Annotated in this window: 18 protein-coding genes; 13 read left to right on the top strand and 5 right to left on the bottom strand. The window is 70.1% G+C overall.

The window, feature by feature from the left end; genetic code table 11:
* Window positions 1-215 precede the first annotated feature (215 nt).
* The gene (locus tag ACFXOZ_RS39180; protein ID WP_380594781.1) at window positions 216-686 is read right to left on the bottom strand and encodes an ATP-binding protein; all 471 of its coding nucleotides are present in this window, start codon (window positions 684-686) and stop codon (window positions 216-218) included.
* 104 nt (window positions 687-790) lie between these two features.
* Window positions 791-1,975, bottom strand: a complete 1,185-nt coding sequence (locus tag ACFXOZ_RS39185; RefSeq protein WP_380594783.1) for a helix-turn-helix domain-containing protein — start codon at window positions 1,973-1,975, stop codon at window positions 791-793.
* An 83-nt stretch (window positions 1,976-2,058) separates the two neighbouring features.
* Between ACFXOZ_RS39185 and ACFXOZ_RS39190 the strand changes: the two genes are divergently transcribed.
* Genes ACFXOZ_RS39190 through ACFXOZ_RS39200 form a run of 3 tightly spaced genes read left to right on the top strand, consistent with a single transcriptional unit; the run spans window position 2,059 to window position 3,610 of the window.
* Entirely contained in the window at window positions 2,059-2,613 is a 555-nt protein-coding gene (locus ACFXOZ_RS39190; RefSeq protein WP_380594785.1) for a flavoprotein, read from the top strand.
* 5 nt (window positions 2,614-2,618) lie between these two features.
* Window positions 2,619-3,191, top strand: coding sequence for a GNAT family N-acetyltransferase (locus tag ACFXOZ_RS39195; protein ID WP_380594795.1), 573 nt, complete (start codon window positions 2,619-2,621; stop codon window positions 3,189-3,191).
* Complete coding sequence (locus ACFXOZ_RS39200; protein WP_375888413.1) at window positions 3,188-3,610, top strand: NUDIX hydrolase; 423 nt, start codon at window positions 3,188-3,190, stop codon at window positions 3,608-3,610. The genes ACFXOZ_RS39195 and ACFXOZ_RS39200 overlap by 4 nt, the downstream gene beginning before the upstream one ends.
* Window positions 3,611-3,660: 50 nt before the next feature.
* On the opposite strand, the gene ACFXOZ_RS39205 is transcribed toward ACFXOZ_RS39200, so the two are convergent.
* A complete protein-coding gene (locus ACFXOZ_RS39205) occupies window positions 3,661-4,641 on the bottom strand; it encodes a heme A synthase (RefSeq protein ID WP_380594787.1) in 981 nt (326 codons plus the stop codon).
* Between the two features lie 185 nt (window positions 4,642-4,826).
* On the opposite strand from ACFXOZ_RS39205, the gene ACFXOZ_RS39210 reads away from it, so the two are divergent.
* Together ACFXOZ_RS39210 and ACFXOZ_RS39215 are read left to right on the top strand one after the other, a co-directional pair.
* Complete coding sequence (locus tag ACFXOZ_RS39210; RefSeq protein ID WP_380594789.1) at window positions 4,827-6,173, top strand: choice-of-anchor A family protein; 1,347 nt, start codon at window positions 4,827-4,829, stop codon at window positions 6,171-6,173.
* A 354-nt stretch (window positions 6,174-6,527) separates the two neighbouring features.
* Window positions 6,528-7,217, top strand: coding sequence for an LAETG motif-containing sortase-dependent surface protein (locus ACFXOZ_RS39215; RefSeq protein ID WP_375888420.1), 690 nt, complete (start codon window positions 6,528-6,530; stop codon window positions 7,215-7,217).
* A gap of 129 nt (window positions 7,218-7,346) precedes the next feature.
* Here ACFXOZ_RS39215 and ACFXOZ_RS39220 read toward each other — a convergent pair whose 3' ends face one another.
* A complete protein-coding gene (locus tag ACFXOZ_RS39220) occupies window positions 7,347-8,066 on the bottom strand; it encodes an ABC transporter permease (RefSeq protein ID WP_380594797.1) in 720 nt (239 codons plus the stop codon).
* A gap of 50 nt (window positions 8,067-8,116) precedes the next feature.
* Entirely contained in the window at window positions 8,117-9,046 is a 930-nt protein-coding gene (locus ACFXOZ_RS39225) for an ABC transporter ATP-binding protein (protein WP_380594791.1), read from the bottom strand.
* A gap of 177 nt (window positions 9,047-9,223) precedes the next feature.
* Between ACFXOZ_RS39225 and ACFXOZ_RS39230 the strand changes: the two genes are divergently transcribed.
* The 8 genes from ACFXOZ_RS39230 (at window position 9,224) to ACFXOZ_RS39265 (ending at window position 16,068) form a co-directional block, all read left to right on the top strand.
* Window positions 9,224-10,039 carry a helix-turn-helix transcriptional regulator gene (locus ACFXOZ_RS39230; protein ID WP_375888425.1) on the top strand — a complete coding sequence of 272 codons (816 nt, stop codon included), beginning with the start codon at window positions 9,224-9,226 and terminating at the stop codon, window positions 10,037-10,039.
* Window positions 10,040-10,088: 49 nt separating this feature from the next.
* Window positions 10,089-11,504 (top strand): Fe-S cluster assembly protein SufB, encoded by a 1,416-nt coding sequence (sufB, locus tag ACFXOZ_RS39235; RefSeq protein WP_375888428.1) that lies wholly within the window; start codon window positions 10,089-10,091, stop codon window positions 11,502-11,504.
* Window positions 11,505-11,566: 62 nt separating this feature from the next.
* Complete coding sequence (gene sufD, locus ACFXOZ_RS39240; protein WP_380594793.1) at window positions 11,567-12,799, top strand: Fe-S cluster assembly protein SufD; 1,233 nt, start codon at window positions 11,567-11,569, stop codon at window positions 12,797-12,799.
* 5 nt (window positions 12,800-12,804) lie between these two features.
* Window positions 12,805-13,122, top strand: a complete 318-nt coding sequence (locus tag ACFXOZ_RS39245; protein WP_375888434.1) for a bifunctional 3-phenylpropionate/cinnamic acid dioxygenase ferredoxin subunit — start codon at window positions 12,805-12,807, stop codon at window positions 13,120-13,122.
* A gap of 6 nt (window positions 13,123-13,128) precedes the next feature.
* Entirely contained in the window at window positions 13,129-13,893 is a 765-nt protein-coding gene (gene sufC, locus ACFXOZ_RS39250) for a Fe-S cluster assembly ATPase SufC (protein WP_375888437.1), read from the top strand.
* Window positions 13,890-15,149, top strand: a complete 1,260-nt coding sequence (locus ACFXOZ_RS39255) for a cysteine desulfurase (protein ID WP_375888440.1) — start codon at window positions 13,890-13,892, stop codon at window positions 15,147-15,149. Before sufC ends, ACFXOZ_RS39255 begins: the two co-directional genes overlap by 4 nt.
* Window positions 15,150-15,169: 20 nt before the next feature.
* Window positions 15,170-15,622, top strand: a complete 453-nt coding sequence (gene sufU / locus ACFXOZ_RS39260; protein WP_375888443.1) for a Fe-S cluster assembly sulfur transfer protein SufU — start codon at window positions 15,170-15,172, stop codon at window positions 15,620-15,622.
* Between the two features lie 113 nt (window positions 15,623-15,735).
* The gene (locus ACFXOZ_RS39265; protein ID WP_078860786.1) at window positions 15,736-16,068 is read left to right on the top strand and encodes a metal-sulfur cluster assembly factor; all 333 of its coding nucleotides are present in this window, start codon (window positions 15,736-15,738) and stop codon (window positions 16,066-16,068) included.
* Window positions 16,069-16,275: the final 207 nt, after the last annotated feature.

A 16,275-nucleotide genomic window follows, 5' to 3' on the forward strand; every position in this document is an offset into this window, starting at 1 on the left:
CCCTCCTCGTCGACGATGTGCCAGCCGTCGTCCGCCGGGGCCGGTAGGACATGGGTCAGGGTGACCGGCCAGGACTCCAGCCACGGGTCCTGGGGCCGCGGCGATGACGTGCAGCCCGGCTGCCGCGGACACCCCGTAGGCAGCCCAGACCCGGGTGGGGTCGGGCGTCGGGGGAGCATCGGTGGAATCGGAACTCGGCTCGGGAGGTGGCGAGTTCACCGGGGGGTCGGGGTGGGCGTCGCGAGGTCGGCGTGGACGACCTTGCCGAACGCGAGGGGTGTGACGCCCCAGCGGCCGTGGGTGAGTCGGTGGACCATCGCCAGACCCCGGCCGGAGGTGGCGTCGGGGCCGGCCTGGACCATCACGGGCATCGAGCGGGACCCGTCACCGACGAGGATGCGGACGGTCCGGTCGGTGGGGCGGCGGAGGCCGACGAGCAGGCGGGCCCGGCAGCAGGTCTCGACGGAGTTGGTGACCAACTCGCTGACGATGACGACGGCGTCGTCCACCAGGTCGTCCAGCCCCCATGCCCGCAGCTTCGTGCGCACGAAGCGCCGGGCAGCGCCCACTGATTCGGGCCGGTACGGCAGGCAGATGGTCGCCAGTCCGGCGGACGAGTGGACGCTCGCATCCGGTCCCCGTTGGAGCAGGGCGTCGCCTCTCACAACGTTCGAGAGGAGGTTCATCGGCGCTTCTCCTTGGCGTGGCGATCTCGTTATGGAGAGCATCGCCGCAAGGGAAGGGCTGGACTATCACTCCCTGGTGATATTCCAGCCTCAGAGAGTGATGATCAGATGCCGGCCCAGTGCGCCAGGTGCGCGAGAGTGTCCGGTGTCGAGCGGCGGGCTGAGACGAGCCCGGTAACCGTCTCCCGCACCATTGGGTGGTAGCGCATCTGCTGTGGCGCCAGCTCCCTTGCGCGCTGCAGCGACTTCAGCGAGGCCTCCGAGCGGCCGATCCACAACTGTGCCCGTGCCACCTCTGCGATGTGTGCGGCAGCCCGCGAGGCGGGCCACTCCGCAGGGATCTGGACCTGCTCGGCGGCTCGGACGGCTTCTGCGTACCGGTACTGCTCGGCCAGGGTCGCAACTTGGTGGACGGCGACGTTCGTCGGTCCGAACGAGAGCCAGTGCACTCGCATGGCCTCGCCGGTCACCTCGGCGATGCGCCCGGCGTCCGCGATGTGTTCGGCTGCCGTGTCGCCGTCCCCGGATCGCGCGGCCAACATGGCTGCGCCGAGGTGTAGTTGCCCGACCGCCACATCCCGGGGCCGACTGTGGTCGGCTTGTTCGAGGGTGCCCATGCCGACTCCTACGAGTCGCTTCCCGATGTCGTACTGGCCTGCTCGAAGGTAGACCAGCGACCGCAGGTACTGGCGGACTCCGGCAACCACCGGGTCGGATGCGCGCTCGGCCGCCCAGGCCATGCGGTCCAAGGCCACGACGCAAAGATCGCTGTAGCCCAACTTCGTGGTGATGTCGTAAGCCGTGCGGTAGGTGCTTGCCAGCACCTGCCATGCCTTCTCGGAAGGTGCCGTGTGTGCGGCCGTGGTGGCCTCGATCATCAGAGCTGGAAGGGTTCGGGCGGCGTCCTTGATACGGGTCTCGCGGATCTGGGCGCACAATTGCTCCGAGGCGGAGTGCAGTTCGTCCATCGAGCGCGGGGCAACCTCGGGATCGGCGCCGAGGTCGTACAGATCGAGTGCTTCGCGGATCGGCTGGATCAGCACGTCGAGTTCGTCCTGTTGCAACTCGGTCACGTACGGCTGACCGGTGAGATCGATGGTTTGGACGAACAGCGCCCGGGCGACGGCAGCGATTACCGCGGGTGTGGCCGGCTTGGCCCCCTGTTCGACCTTGGTCAGCATGCTGTAGGAGATATGGGCACGAGCGGCGAGTTCCCGCTGGGTCAGGTGGCGGAGCTTGCGGTACTGGGCGATGCGCTCGCCCGTGTGCTCGGAGATGTGCCTGGGCATACTGGTACTCCGTTCGTAGCAGCCACTCGGACGATACTCGCCGAAGGGGGCGGGTTGTGTTCCTACGAACAGGAGTTCAGGTTTTGACCGAGCACGCTGAGCCTTTCCTCTATGTCGTCGTCTGCGCCTCGGGAATCGCTGATGGCGTGGGCGAACTGATCACCGCTGCCCACGCGGAGGGGTGGAGCGTCGGGGTGATCGCCACTCCGAACACGCTTCCCTTCCTGGACCAGGAAGCCATCGAGGCCCAGACCGGCTATCCGATCCGCTCGGCCTGGCGCACACCCGGCAGTTCCCGGCCGCTGCCAGGGGCCGATGCCATCGCGGTCGTCTCCGCCACCTTCAACACGATCAACAAGTGGGCCCTCGGAATCACCGACACACTCGCGCTGGGCATCCTCTGCGAGGCGTACGGGCTCGGCATTCCCGTCGCCGTCCAGCCCTACGTCAACTCGGCCTTGGCCGCTCACCCGGCCTACTCGGAGAGCCTGTCCCGGCTGCGGTCGCTGGGTGTCCTGATCGGCGACGCCGTGCCGCACAAACCCAAGTCCGGCGGGGCGCGCGACGAGTACAGCTGGGCCCATGTGCTCGACCTGCTCAGGCCTGCTCTCGGAAGCGTTTCCGAACGGACTACGTGACGTTCATGGGCAGGGGAGGCGTGATGGTGGCGGTTCGGCTGTTGGATGGTGAGCAAGCGGCCGAGCTGGAGGGCCGGTTGAAGGCGGCGTTCGCGGAGGCGTTCGCGGAGGCCCCCTACGGCGATGGGCCGGTTGACGTGGAGCGGGCGTTTCGCCGGTTCCGCTCGCAGGCGCGTCGGCGGGGGTTCCGGGCGGCGATCGCCTTCGACGGCGACACCGTCGTGGGTATGGCGTACGGCTACCCGCTGTCGGCGGACAGCGGATGGTGGGACGCCCTGATCGATCCCGTGTCCGAGGATCTCCGGTGTGAAGACGGCAACCGCACGTTCGGCCTCTTCGAGCTGGCGGTCCGACCCGGGTGGCGCCGCCAGGGCGTCGCCACCCGCATGCATCGCGTCCTCATCGAGGGCATCGACAATGCCCGGGTGATGCTGAACTCCCGAGCAGAGGCGACTGCGGCCCAGGCGTCCTACCGAGCGTGGGGCTACAGGCGCGTCGGGGCGGCGATCCCTTGGGAGGGCGCGGCCCGGCACGAGGTGATGGTCCTCGACCTGACCCGCCCGACGGCGCGAACATGACGACACTCCACTCTGTTTCCGTTGCGGGGGTGGTGGTGCGGGAGGACGGGCGGGTGTTGGCGATCCGGCGGGCTGACAACGGGGCGTGGGAGCCGCCGGGTGGCGTGCTGGAGTTGGATGAGGGCATCGAGGACGGAGTGTGCCGGGAGGTCTACGAGGAGACCGGGATCCACGCTGGTGTGGAGCGGCTGACCGGGGTCTACAAGAACCTGCGGCGAGGGGTTGTCGCGCTCGTCTTTCGCTGTCGGCCTGAGGGCGGAGAAGTGCAGCTCTCGGATGAATCGATTGAAGTCGGCTGGCTCACGGCGGACGAGGTATCCGAGCGCATGGCAGAGGCCTATGCCGTGCGTGTCCTGGACGCGCTTCGAGAGGATTCGGCACCGAGCATCCGTACGCACGATGGACGGCGGCTGTTGTGACACAGCGACGGCCCCCATCCGAACTCGGATGGGGGCCGTCGCGACGGTGCTCAGACTGCGGCGGCCTGGGGGGCCTGGGTGGGGAGTTCGGTGAGCTTCTCCTCTACCTCGCGGGTGCGGAGGGCGAGGGGGATGCGGAGGGCGGCGATCCACGTCAGGCTTGCGCCCAACATGTGCAGGCCGACCATGAGTTCCGGCGCGTCGGTGAAGTACTGGATGAAGCCGAGGACGCCCTGAAGGAGCAGGACGATCAGCAGTTCCCTGGTGCGGGCCTTGGCTGCGGGCGGGGCCTTCACGGCTGCGAAGACGAAGATCATCGCGATGGTGAGGCCGACCGAGACGAACGCGAAGTCGGCGTGGAACTGGGCCAACCTGTCGTAGTCGATCGGGATGCGGGGGACGATCTTGTTGTCCTGCGGGGTGCCCGGGTGGTGGCCGGCTCCGGTGACCAGGGTGCCTGCCGCGACCAGGAGGCCGACCACGGTGACCAGCACGTAGGAGAGCTGGTGGATGGGGCGGGCGACCGACAGTCGGGCCGGGCCGTCGCCTTCCTTCGACCGCTCCCACATCAGCAGGGCGACCCAGACGAGCGCCATCGCGGCGATCATGTGGAGCGCCACGGTGTACGGGTTGAGGCCCGTCAGCACCGTGATGCCGCCGAGGACCGCGTTGCTCATCACGATCCAGAACTGGGCCCAGCCGAGCTTGGTCATGCTGCGCCGCCAGGGGCGGTGGCAGCGCGCCGCCAGGATCGCCCAGCCGACGGCCGCGCTCAGCACGTACGTCAGCATCCGGTTGGTGAACTCGACGATGCCGTGGAAGCCCATCTCCGCGGTGGGCGTCAGGCTCTCGGCGGTGCAGCGGGGCCACGTCGTACAGCCGAGGCCGGAGGCGGTGAGCCGGACGGCGCCGCCGGTGACGACGATCACCACGCTCATCACCAGCGCGGCGAACGTGGCGCGCCGGACCATCGCGGCGGAGGGCTGCCAGCGCTCGGCGAGCAGGGAGAAGGGGTTCAGCACGCGCTCCATCGTAGGCGGCCTTACGGGCGATCTTGGGGCGGGGCGCGGGGTGCGGCCGCCGGTGATCAAACCGGACTGTTCGGACAAGGCGGTCAGTGGTCTTGACCATTCACCCGTTTGGCCGAAAGAGTGCGGATTGGTCCATACCTTTTTCGGGCCTCTCCCACTCCTCCCGCACAAGCGGAGACCCGCACATGCGCATATCCACCTCCGCCGCCGCGCTCGCGGTCGGCGGCTCGCTCGCCCTGGCCGGACTGATCGCCCCGGCCGCCCAGGCCGTCGGCACCACCGGCACCGATGAGCAGTGCCGCAGCCTCGGGGTCGCCAACCTCTACGGTGAGTTCATCGAGGGCGACGACACCCACACCCCCGACGCCGAGGGCGCCGTCGCCGTCGGCGGCAACGCGAACTTCACCGGCGGCTTCTCCGTCGGCCAGGAGCTCACCGCCGCCGAGGTCGACGCCCTGCCCGGCAAGAACGCACTGGTCGTCGCGGGCAGGATCACCGGCCACAACACCCAGGTGATGAAGGGCAACGGCGTCTACGGCTCCAAGGCCGACGGCGCCGTGGTCGAGGCCCACCAGGGCAAGATCACCCAGGGCGCCTCGCCGATCGACTTCAAGGCCGAGTTCGCCAAGCTGCGCGCCGCCTCCACCGCGCTGGCCGCCGTGCCGCAGACCGCCGGGGCGACCGTCCAGGCCGACGGCGGCAAGCTGACCTTCACCGGCGGCGACGCCACGTACAACAGCTTCACCGTCGACGCCGGGAAGCTCCAGGGCGCCAAGGGCGTCTACGTGAAGGTCCCGGTCGGCGCGGTGGCCGTCATCAACGTGACCGGCGGCTCGTACGACATGGCCGCGGCCGGGACCAGTGGCTTCTTCCTCTGGGACGCCGGGAAGTCGGACTTCGTGCTGGACGACAAGCTGCAGAGCGCGTCGAACGGGGCCGTCCGCTCCAAGCTGCTCTGGAACTTCCCGACCGCGACCAAGGTGACCAAGAAGGGCGACGCCGCCTGGGCCGGCTCCGTGCTGGCGCCGAACGCGGCCGTCTCGCTGAACACCCCGGGTGTCAACGGCCAGCCGCCGTCCGGCGGTGCGCCGATCAACGGCTCGGTGATCGCGGCCTCGCTGACCGGTACCTCCGGCGCGGAGACCCACCACTTCCCCTTCACCGGCTGCCTGCCCGGCACCACCGTGCCGACCACCCCGGCCACGCCGCCGGTCACCCCGCCGGTGACGCCGTCCGGCACGCCGACCACTCCGGTGACGCCGAGCGCCTCGACCGGCCCGTCCGGCTCCCCGAGCACCCCGGTGACCGGCAGGCCGAGCCCGAGCGGCTCGGCCAGTCCGTCCGCCTCCTCCTCGGCGGCCGTGCCGGGCGGTGCTTCGGCTAGCCCGTCCGCGTCCGCGAACGAGGGCGGCAACCTGGCGCACACCGGCTCCGGCCCGGTTCTGCCGCTGGCCATCGGCGGCGCCGTCGTCCTGGCGGCCGGTGGCGGGATCGTGGTCGCGGCCCGGCGCAAGGCCGCGAAGCGGGCCTGAGGGACCTGAGGGGTCCGAGGGGCCTTGAGGGGCCTGAAAGGCCTGAGTGCTCCGACCGTTCGTCGACGTGTCGACAGGGCGCCCCCGGTGATTGAACCTGATCACCGGGGGCGCCGTTGTTCTGAAAGTGACCAAGTTCATTCAAGTGTGCCGAATTCGCGTTCTGCGAGGTGGCGGCTGTGATGGGCTGGTCGAGCACATCCAAGAACGCACGGACAGACGAAATCCGGTCGTACGGCGGGGTGTGGCGAGGTGCGGAAGTGCCGGTAGAGTCCCCCGGACATGTCGTAGTGGGCCACTGCGAACCACTTCAACCCGCCTGCTGCGTACGACCGTTCGGAGGGGAACAGGGTAATGGCGCGACAGCAGCGGCACATTCGGATGGGCGCGGCGGCACTCGCCGGTACGGCGGCGGCCGGAATTCTCCTGCCGCTGGCACTGGCCACCAACGCCTCGGCGCACGTGCCGACCTGGTCGGTGACCTGCGACAAGGTCGTGGTCGACCTGATCAACTACAGCCCCAAGGCCGACGTGAAGAACACCGTCAGCCTCACCATCGGTGACGAGAAGGTCGTGGACGCCCAGGGGTTCCCGGCGGAGTTCCACGGCAAGTACCCGGTGAAGGACCACGACGCCCCGATCGTCGCCCACCTGGTGGTCAAGACCACCGAGACCCCGGCGGAGAAGGGGTGGAACATCGACGAGACCAAGACCATCGCGCCGTGCCACACCCCGACCCCGACGCCCACCCCGACCCCCACCAAGACGCCCACCCCCACGCCGACCCCGACGCAGACGCCGACCGGCACCCCGTCGACGACGCCCACCCCGAGCGGGACCCCGTCGGCCACCCCGACCCCGACCCCCAGCCGGACGACCCCGGCCGCCCCGGCCCCGGCGCCCAGCACCAGCGCCCCGGCGCTGGCCCAGACCGGTGGCAATGACGCCACCCCGATGATCGCGGCGGCCGGCGGCGGCGTGCTGCTGGTCGGCGGCGCGCTCGTGCTGCTCGCCCGCAAGCGTCGCGGCGGCACCCAGGGCTGACCCCCGGTGACCGGCTAGAACACCTGGCGCCCCCGACCTCGACAGGTCGGGGGCGTCAGGCGTTGACGGGGAGGCGGCCACTCCCGGTGGCCACTCCTGGCTGCTGCTCCGGGTGGCTGCTCCGGGCGGCTACTCCCAGCGGAAGAACCGGGCGGCCGCGGCCAGCCCCAGGACGGCCCAGCCGGCCAGGATCCCGAGGTCCGACCAGGGCACCCCGGCGCCGTGCTGGAGCACCGAGCGCAGCCCGTCCGAGAGCGCCGAGATCGGCAGCAGCTCCAGCGCCGACCGCACGGCGTCCGGGAACCTGCTCAGCGGCACGATCACCCCGCCGGCCAGCAGCAGCAGGATGAACACCAGGTTGGCGGCGGCCAGGGTGGCCTCGGCCTTGAGGGTGCCGGCCATCAGCAGGCCGAGCCCGGAGAAGGCGGCGGTGCCGAGGACCAGCAGGGCGGCGACGGCCAACGGGTTGCCGTGCGGGGACCAGCCGAGGGCCAGGGCGATCACCGACAGCAGGGCGACCTGGAGGACCTCCGTCACCAGGACGCAGCCGGTCTTGGCGGTCAGCAGCGTCCAGCGCGGCAGCGGGCTGGCGCCGAGCCGCTTGAGCACGCCGTAGCGGCGCTCGAAGCCGGTGGCGATGGCCTGCCCGGTGAAGGCGGTGGACATCACGGCCAGGGCGAGCAGGCCGGGCGCCAGGAAGTCGACCCGCTTGCCGGGGCCCTCCACGGTGACGACGTCCACGGCGGAGAACAGCACCAGCAGCACGGTCGGGATGACCACGGTGAGCAGCAGCTGCTCACCGTTGCGCAGCAGCATCTTCGTCTCGAAGGCGGTCTGGGCGAGCAGCATCCGGCCGACGGGTGCGGCACCGGGCCTCGGCGTGTAGTCGGTCGTGGTGGTCACGAGCGGAGCTCCCGTCCGGTCAGGTCGAGGAAGACGTCTTCGAGGCTGCGGCGCTGTACGGCCAGCCGCTCGGGCAGGATGCCGGAGGCCGCGCACCAGCCGGTGACGGTGGCCAGCAGCCGGCTGGGGTCGAGGGGTGCCTCGACGCGGTAGCTGCCGGGGGCGGTCTCGGTGGCGGTGGCGTCGGCGGGCAGCTCCTTGAGCAGCGGGCCGAGGTCGAGGCCGGGCGGGCCGTCGAAGCGCAGGGCGTCCTCGGCGCCGCCGCGGCACAGCTCGGTCACGGTGCCGTCGGCGATGACCTTGCCGCGGTCGACGACGGCGACGCGGTCGGCGAGCTGTTCGGCCTCGTCCATGTGGTGGGTGGTGACGACCACGGTGACGCCGTCCCGGCGCAGGTCGCGGACCAGGTCCCAGGTGGCGCGGCGGGCCTGGGGGTCGAGGCCGGCGGTGGGCTCGTCCAGGAAGACCAGTTCGGGGCGGCCGACCACGGCCATCGCGAGGGCGAGCCGCTGCTGCTGGCCGCCGGAGAGCCGGCGGTAGGTGGTGCGGCCGCAGGAGCCGAGGCCGAGGCGCTCGACCAGGGCGTCCACGTCCAGCGGGTGGGCGTGCAGCTTGGCGGTGTGCCGGAGCATCTCGACGGCGCGCGCGCCCGCGTACACGCCCCCGGACTGGAGCATGACGCCGATCCGGGGCCGCAGGGCGGCGCTCTGGGCGACCGGGTCGAGGCCGAGGACGCGGACGGTGCCGGCGTCGGGGCGGCGGTAGCCCTCGCAGGTCTCGATGGTGGTGGTCTTCCCGGCGCCGTTGGGGCCGAGGACGGCGGTGATCGCGCCGGTCGCGATGGTCAGGTCGAGGCCGTCCACCGCGACCTTGTCGCCGTAGCGTTTGACCAGCCCGGAGACCTGGACCGCGGGTTCGGAATGCATACCGGCGAGTCTAAGAGGACCGAACACCCGGGCCGAACGCCCGGTCCGGAGACCGGCCTTGGTGATCATCGATGCAGGTCAGGTAAGGCTTACCTGCGTGACAGATGACACGAGTGAGGCCTGCATCACGGCTTGTCCTGCCGGAAGTAATTACGCAACACTGGTGTTGTGAAAAACATGCGCGAGCACACCCCGCAGCAGGAGGCCGAGTCGGCCCCCGGCTGCGACGTGCCCGTGACGGCCGCCGAGGTGCTGCTGGAGGGCCACCGGGCCACCAGGGACCGGGTCGCCCGGTCGATCCTGGACCACGGCCCCTCCTCCGCCGCCGACCTGGCGACCCGGCTCGGCCTCACCGCCGCCGCCGTCCGCCGCCACCTGGACGGCCTGGCCGCCGCCCGTCTGGTCGAGTCCCGCGAACAGCGGGTCTACGGCAGCCGGGGCCGGGGCCGCCCCGCCAAGGTCTTCGCCCTCACCGACGCCGGCCGGGACGCCTTCTACCAGGCGTACGACCAGCTCGCCGCCGACGCGCTGCGCTGGATCTCCGACGCGGTGGGCGGCGGCAAGGCGGGCGAGGAGGCGGTCGCCGCCTTCGCCCGCGCCCGGTTCGGCAAGCAGGGCGAGAAGTACCGGGAGACACTGCTGGGGGCCGAGGCGCAGGAGCGTCCGGAGGCCCTCGCCCAGGCGCTGAGCGCGGACGGGTACGCTGCCACGGTGCGGCGTGTCCCGTCGGCCGTGGCCAAGGCCCCGGCGGGCGCCCAGCTCTGCCAGCACCACTGCCCGGTCGCGCACATCGCCGAGCAGTTCCCGCAGCTCTGCGAGGCGGAGACCGAGGTCTTCTCCCAGCTCCTGGGCACCCATGTGCAACGGCTGGCCACCATCGCCCACGGCGACGGGGTCTGCACCACCTATGTGCCGGCACCCGGTGCCGCATCGTCGCCTGCCCAGCCCCCGGCGGGCCGCGGTTCCGATGCAGTGCCGACTGCCAGCACATGAAAACTCCGCGTCCACCGAAGATTCAGCGTCCGCGCGTTAGGAAGCTCGCATGACTGACACCGTTTCGCACCCCGAGCTCGAAGGCCTCGGCAATTACGAGTACGGCTGGGCCGACCCGGACGCCGCCGGCGCCGCGGCCAAGCGCGGGCTCAGCGAGGAGGTCGTCCGCGACATCTCGGCGAAGAAGAACGAGTCCGAGTGGATGCTGAACCTGCGGCTCAAGGGCCTCAAGCTGTTCGGCAAGAAGCCCATGCCGACCTGGGGCTCCGACCTCACCGGCATCGACTTCGACAACATCAAGTACTTCGTGCGCTCCACCGAGAAGCAGGCCGAGTCCTGGGAGGACCTGCCCGCGGACATCAAGGCCACCTACGACCGGCTGGGCATCCCGGAGGCGGAGAAGCAGCGCCTGGTCGCCGGTGTCGCCGCCCAGTACGAGTCCGAGGTCGTCTACCACCAGATCCGCGAGGACCTGGAGGAGCAGGGCGTCCTCTTCCTGGACACCGACACCGCGCTGCGCGAGCACCCGGAGATCTTCAAGGAGTACTTCGGCACCGTCATCCCGGCCGGCGACAACAAGTTCGCCGCGCTGAACACGGCGGTGTGGTCCGGCGGCTCGTTCATCTACGTGCCGAAGGGCGTGCACGTGGACATCCCGCTCCAGGCCTACTTCCGGATCAACACCGAGAACATGGGCCAGTTCGAGCGGACGCTGATCATCGTCGACGAGGACGCCTACGTCCACTACGTCGAGGGCTGCACCGCGCCGATCTACTCCTCCGACTCGCTGCACTCGGCGGTCGTCGAGATCATCGTCAAGAAGGGCGGCCGCTGCCGCTACACGACCATCCAGAACTGGTCGAACAACGTCTACAACCTGGTCACCAAGCGCGCCGTGGCGTACGAGGGCGCGACCATGGAGTGGGTCGACGGCAACATCGGCTCCAAGGTCACCATGAAGTACCCGGCCGTCTACCTGATGGGCGAGCACGCCAAGGGCGAGACCCTGTCGATCGCCTTCGCGGGCGAGGGCCAGCACCAGGACGCCGGCGCCAAGATGGTGCACATGGCGCCGAACACCTCCTCCAACATCGTCTCCAAGTCGGTGGCGCGCGGCGGCGGCCGGACCTCCTACCGCGGTCTGATCGAGATCGGTGAGGGCTCCAAGGGCGCCAAGTCCAACGTGCTGTGCGACGCGCTGCTGGTCGACACCATCTCCCGCTCGGACACCTACCCGTACGTGGACGTCCGCGAGGACGACGTGTCCATGGGCCACGAGGCGACCGTCTCCAAGGTCAGCGAGGACCAGCTGTTCTACCTGATGAGCCGGGGCATGACCGAGTTCGAGGCGATGGCGATGATCGTCCGCGGCTTCGTCGAGCCGATCGCGCGCGAGCTGCCGATGGAGTACGCGCTGGAGCTCAACCGGCTGATCGAGCTGCAGATGGAGGGCGCGGTCGGCTGACGACCGGCCGAACCGCCGCCATCCATCCGGATTTCCTGAGGAAGAGAGCACTACGAACAGCCATGGCTGACGTTCAGAACACCACCGGCTCCACCACCGCCGGTTCGATCGAGGTCGGTACCGCCGGCGCGGGCGAGCAGCTCGCCGGCCCCGGCACCGGCCGGACCAGCGTCCACCAGCCGATCGACGCGCGCGTCGCGGTCAAGCCGTCCTTCGACGTGAACGACTTCCCGGTGCCCACCGGCCGCGAGGAGGACTGGCGGTTCACCCCGCTGCACCGCCTCGCCGGCCTGCACGACGGCACCGCCGCCGCCGGTGAGCGGGGCGCGGACAAGGTCGAGTTCGCGCTGCCGGACGGCGTCACCGCCGAGACCGTCGGCCGCGACGACGCCCGGCTGGGCAAGGCCGGCACGCCGGTCGACCGGGTCGCCGCGCAGGCGTTCAGCTCGTTCGAGCAGGCCCTGGTGGTCACCGTCCCCAAGGACGCGGTGCTGACCGAGCCGGTCAGGATCGACGTGCGCGCCGAGGGCGGGGTCCGCTTCGCCCACGTGGTGATCGACGTCAAGCCGTTCGCCGAGGCCGTCGTGGTGCTCAACCACGAGGGCACCGGCACCCGGGCCGCCAACGTCGAGCTGCTGGTCGGCGACGGCGCCAAGCTCACCTTCGTCTCCGTCCAGGACTGGGACCGGGACGCCGTCCACGTCGCCCAGCAGAGCGCGCTGGTCGGCCGGGACGCCTCGTTCAAGTCCGTGGTCGTCACCTTCGGCGGCGACCTGGTGCGCCTCCACCCGCGGGTCAACTACGCGGCCCCCGGCGGCGAGGCCGAGCTGTTCGGCCTGTACTTCGCCGACGCCGGCCAGCACCTGGAGCACCGCCTGGTCATCGACCACGACACGCCGCACTGCCGGTCGAACGTGGCGTACAAGGGCGCGCTGCAGGGCCAGGACGCCCACGCGGTCTGGGTCGGCGACGTGCTGATCCGCGCCGCCGCGCTCGGCACCGACACCTACGAGCTCAACCGGAACCTGGTGCTCACCGACGGCGCCCGGGTCGACTCGATCCCGAACCTGGAGATCGAGACCGGCGAGATCGTCGGCGCCGGCCACGCCTCGGCGACCGGCCGCTTCGACGACGAGCAGCTGTTCTACCTGATGGCCCGCGGCATCCCGGCCGACGAGGCCCGCCGTCTGGTGGTCCGCGGCTTCTTCGCCGAGCTGCTCCAGCAGATCGGGGTCGCCGAGGTCCAGGAGCAGCTCCTGGTGAAGATCGACGCAGAGCTGGAAGCGGCGGTCTGATCCCGATGAGCTTCCTGCGTGCCTGCGCGCTGAGCGACCTCCAGGAGGACGTGCCCAAGCGCGTGGACCTCAACGGCGTGCCGGTCTCGGTCGTCCGCACCGACGAGGGGGTGTTCGCGATCAACGACACCTGCTCGCACGCGAACGTCTCGCTCTCGGAGGGCGAGGTCGAGAACTGCATGATCGAGTGCTGGCTGCACGGCTCCAGCTTCGACCTGCGCACCGGCAAGCCCTCCGGCCTGCCCGCCACCAAGCCGGTCGCTGTCTACCCCGTAAAGATCGAAGGGGACGATGTGCTCGTCTCCGTCAACCAGGAGTCCTGAGTACACATGGCAACCCTTGAAATCCGCGACCTGCACGTCTCCGTCGACGCCGAGAACGGCCCGCGCGAGATCCTGAAGGGCGTCGACCTGACCGTGAAGCAGGGCGAGACCCACGCCATCATGGGTCCGAACGGCTCCGGCAAGTCCACCCTGGCCTACTCGCTGGCCGGCCACCCGAAGTACACCGTCACCGGCGGCACCGTGCTGCTGGACGGCGAGGACGTCCTGGAGATGTCCGTCGACGAGCGCGCCAAGGCCGGCGTCTTCCTGGCCATGCAGTACCCGGTCGAGGTCCCCGGCGTCTCGGTCTCCAACTTCCTGCGCACCGCCGCCACCGCCGTCCGCGGCGAGGCCCCCAAGCTGCGGCTGTGGGTCAAGGAGGTCAAGGAGGCGATGGCCGCCCTGCAGATGGACCCGGCGTTCGCCGAGCGCAACGTCAACGAGGGCTTCTCCGGCGGTGAGAAGAAGCGCCACGAGATCCTCCAGCTGGAGCTCCTCAAGCCGAAGATCGCGATCCTCGACGAGACCGACTCCGGCCTGGACGTCGACGCGCTGCGCATCGTCTCCGAGGGCATCAACCGGGTCCGCTCCACCGGCGAGGTCGGCACCCTGCTGGTGACCCACTACACCCGCATCCTGCGGTACATCAAGCCCGACCACGTCCACGTCTTCGCGGGCGGCCGCATCGTCGAGTCCGGCGGCGCCGAGCTGGCCGACAAGCTGGAGAACGAGGGCTACGAGGCGTATGTGAAGGGGGGCGCTTCCGAGTGACCCACGCTTTTACGGGACTGCTGGACACCGACGCGATCCGCAAGGACTTCCCGGTCCTGCAGCGTCTGCTCCACGAGGACAAGCCGCTGGTCTACCTGGACAACGCGGCGACCTCGCAGAAGCCGCGCCAGGTGCTGGAGGCGCTGAACGGTTACTACGAGCGGCACAACGCCAACGTCCACCGCGGCGTGCACGTGCTCGCCGAGGAGGCCACGGCGCTGTACGAGGGCGCCCGCGACAAGGTCGCGGCCTTCGTCAACGCGCCGAGCCGCAACGAGGTGATCTTCACCAAGAACGCCTCCGAGTCGCTCAACCTCGTTGCCAACATGCTCGGTTGGGCCGACGAGCCGTACAAGGTCGACGCCGACTCCGAGATCGTGATCACGGAGATGGAGCACCACTCCAACATCGTCCCGTGGCAGCTGCTCTCGCAGCGCACCGGTGCGAAGCTCAAGTGGTTCGGGCTCACCGACGAGGGCCGGCTCGATCTGTCCGACATCGACGAGCTGATCACCGAGAAGACCAAGGTGGTCTCCTTCACCCTGGTCTCCAACCTGCTCGGCACCGTCAACCCGGTCGAGACGATCGTCCGCAAGGCCCAGTCGGTCGGCGCGCTGGTCGTCATCGACGCCTCGCAGGCCGCGCCGCACATGGTGCTCGACGTCCAGGCGCTGGAGGCCGACTTCGTCGCCTTCACCGGCCACAAGATGCTCGGTCCGACCGGCATCGGCGTGCTCTGGGGCCGCCAGGAGCTGCTGGAGGACCTCCCGCCGTTCCTCGGCGGCGGCGAGATGATCGAGACCGTCACCATGGGCTCGTCCACCTACGCCCCGGCGCCGCACAAGTTCGAGGCCGGCACCCCGCCGATCGCCCAGGCGGTCGGGCTCGGCGCGGCCATCGACTACCTGTCGGCCATCGGCATGGACAAGATCGCCGCGCACGAGCACGCGATCACCGAGTACGCGGTGGAGCGCCTGCTGGAGGTCCCCGACCTGCGGATCATCGGTCCGCGCACGGCCGTGGACCGCGGCGCCGCGATCTCCTTCACCCTCGGCGACATCCACCCGCACGACGTGGGCCAGGTGCTGGACGAGCAGGGCATCGCCGTGCGCGTCGGACACCACTGCGCGCGTCCGGTCTGCCTCCGGTACGGAATTCCGGCGACCACGCGGGCGTCGTTCTACCTGTACTCGACGCCGGGCGAGGTCGACGCACTGATCGACGGCCTGCACCACGTCCGGAACTTCTTCGGCTGACGGGACAGGGCAGGACGATCATGAAGCTCGACTCGATGTACCAGGACATCATCCTGGACCACTACCGCAACCCGAAGGGCAAGGGGCTGCGGGACGGCGACGCCGAGGTGCACCACGTCAACCCGACGTGCGGCGACGAGATCACCCTGCGGGTGAAGCTCGACGGCGCGACCGTCGCCGACGTCTCGTACGAGTCCCAGGGCTGCTCGATCAGCCAGGCCAGCGCCTCGGTGCTGAACGAGCTGGTCGTCGGCAAGACCGTCGGCGAGGCCCAGGCCGTCCAGGAGGCCTTCCTGGAGCTGATGCAGAGCAAGGGCCAGGGCGAGGGCGACGAGGAGGTGCTGGAGGACGCGGTCGCGTTCGCCGGCGTCTCCAAGTACCCGGCCCGGGTCAAGTGCGCGCTGCTCAGCTGGATGGCCTGGAAGGACGCCACCGCCCAGGCGCTCGCCAAGCACCCCGTTGTGAACGACTGAACCTGCAGAGGGAGGACAAGACCATGAGTGACGAGAGCACCACCGCCGCCGCCACCGCCGATGCCACGGCCTCCGCTGCGGACACCGCCGCGGAGGAGCAGCCGAACGGCGTCATCATCGTCGGCACCACCGCCGGGACCGTCTCGGTCGAGGACCTGACCGAGGCCCTGATGGACGTCGTCGACCCCGAACTGGGCATCGACGTCGTCAACCTGGGCCTGATCTACGGCATCCACATCGACGAGTCCGACGTGGCCACCATCGACATGACGCTCACCTCGGCGGCCTGCCCGCTGACCGACGTCATCGAGGACCAGGCCAAGACCGCCACCGACGGCCTGGTCCAGGACCTGCGGATCAACTGGGTCTGGATGCCGCCGTGGGGCCCGGACAAGATCACCGACGACGGCCGCGACCAGCTGCGCGCGCTCGGCTTCAACGTCTGAGGTCGTCCGTCGATCGTCGATCGTCAACCGCTGCCCGGGACTCCTTCGTGGAGTCCCGGGCAGCGGCGTTTCCGCCACCACCGGGTGAACACCCGCGCGTGATCTGCTCTGTTGGGTAGTTCTACCGCCGTTCCCCACCGTCCACCCCCCACCCGCCTGTCGGCGGGTGCCCACCCCGGCCCTCGCCGCGCGCCGCCCTGCCGGGCC

The sequence above is a fragment of the Kitasatospora sp. NPDC059160 genome (assembly GCF_042755465.1).
Classification (GTDB): Bacteria; Actinomycetota; Actinomycetes; order Streptomycetales; family Streptomycetaceae; genus Kitasatospora.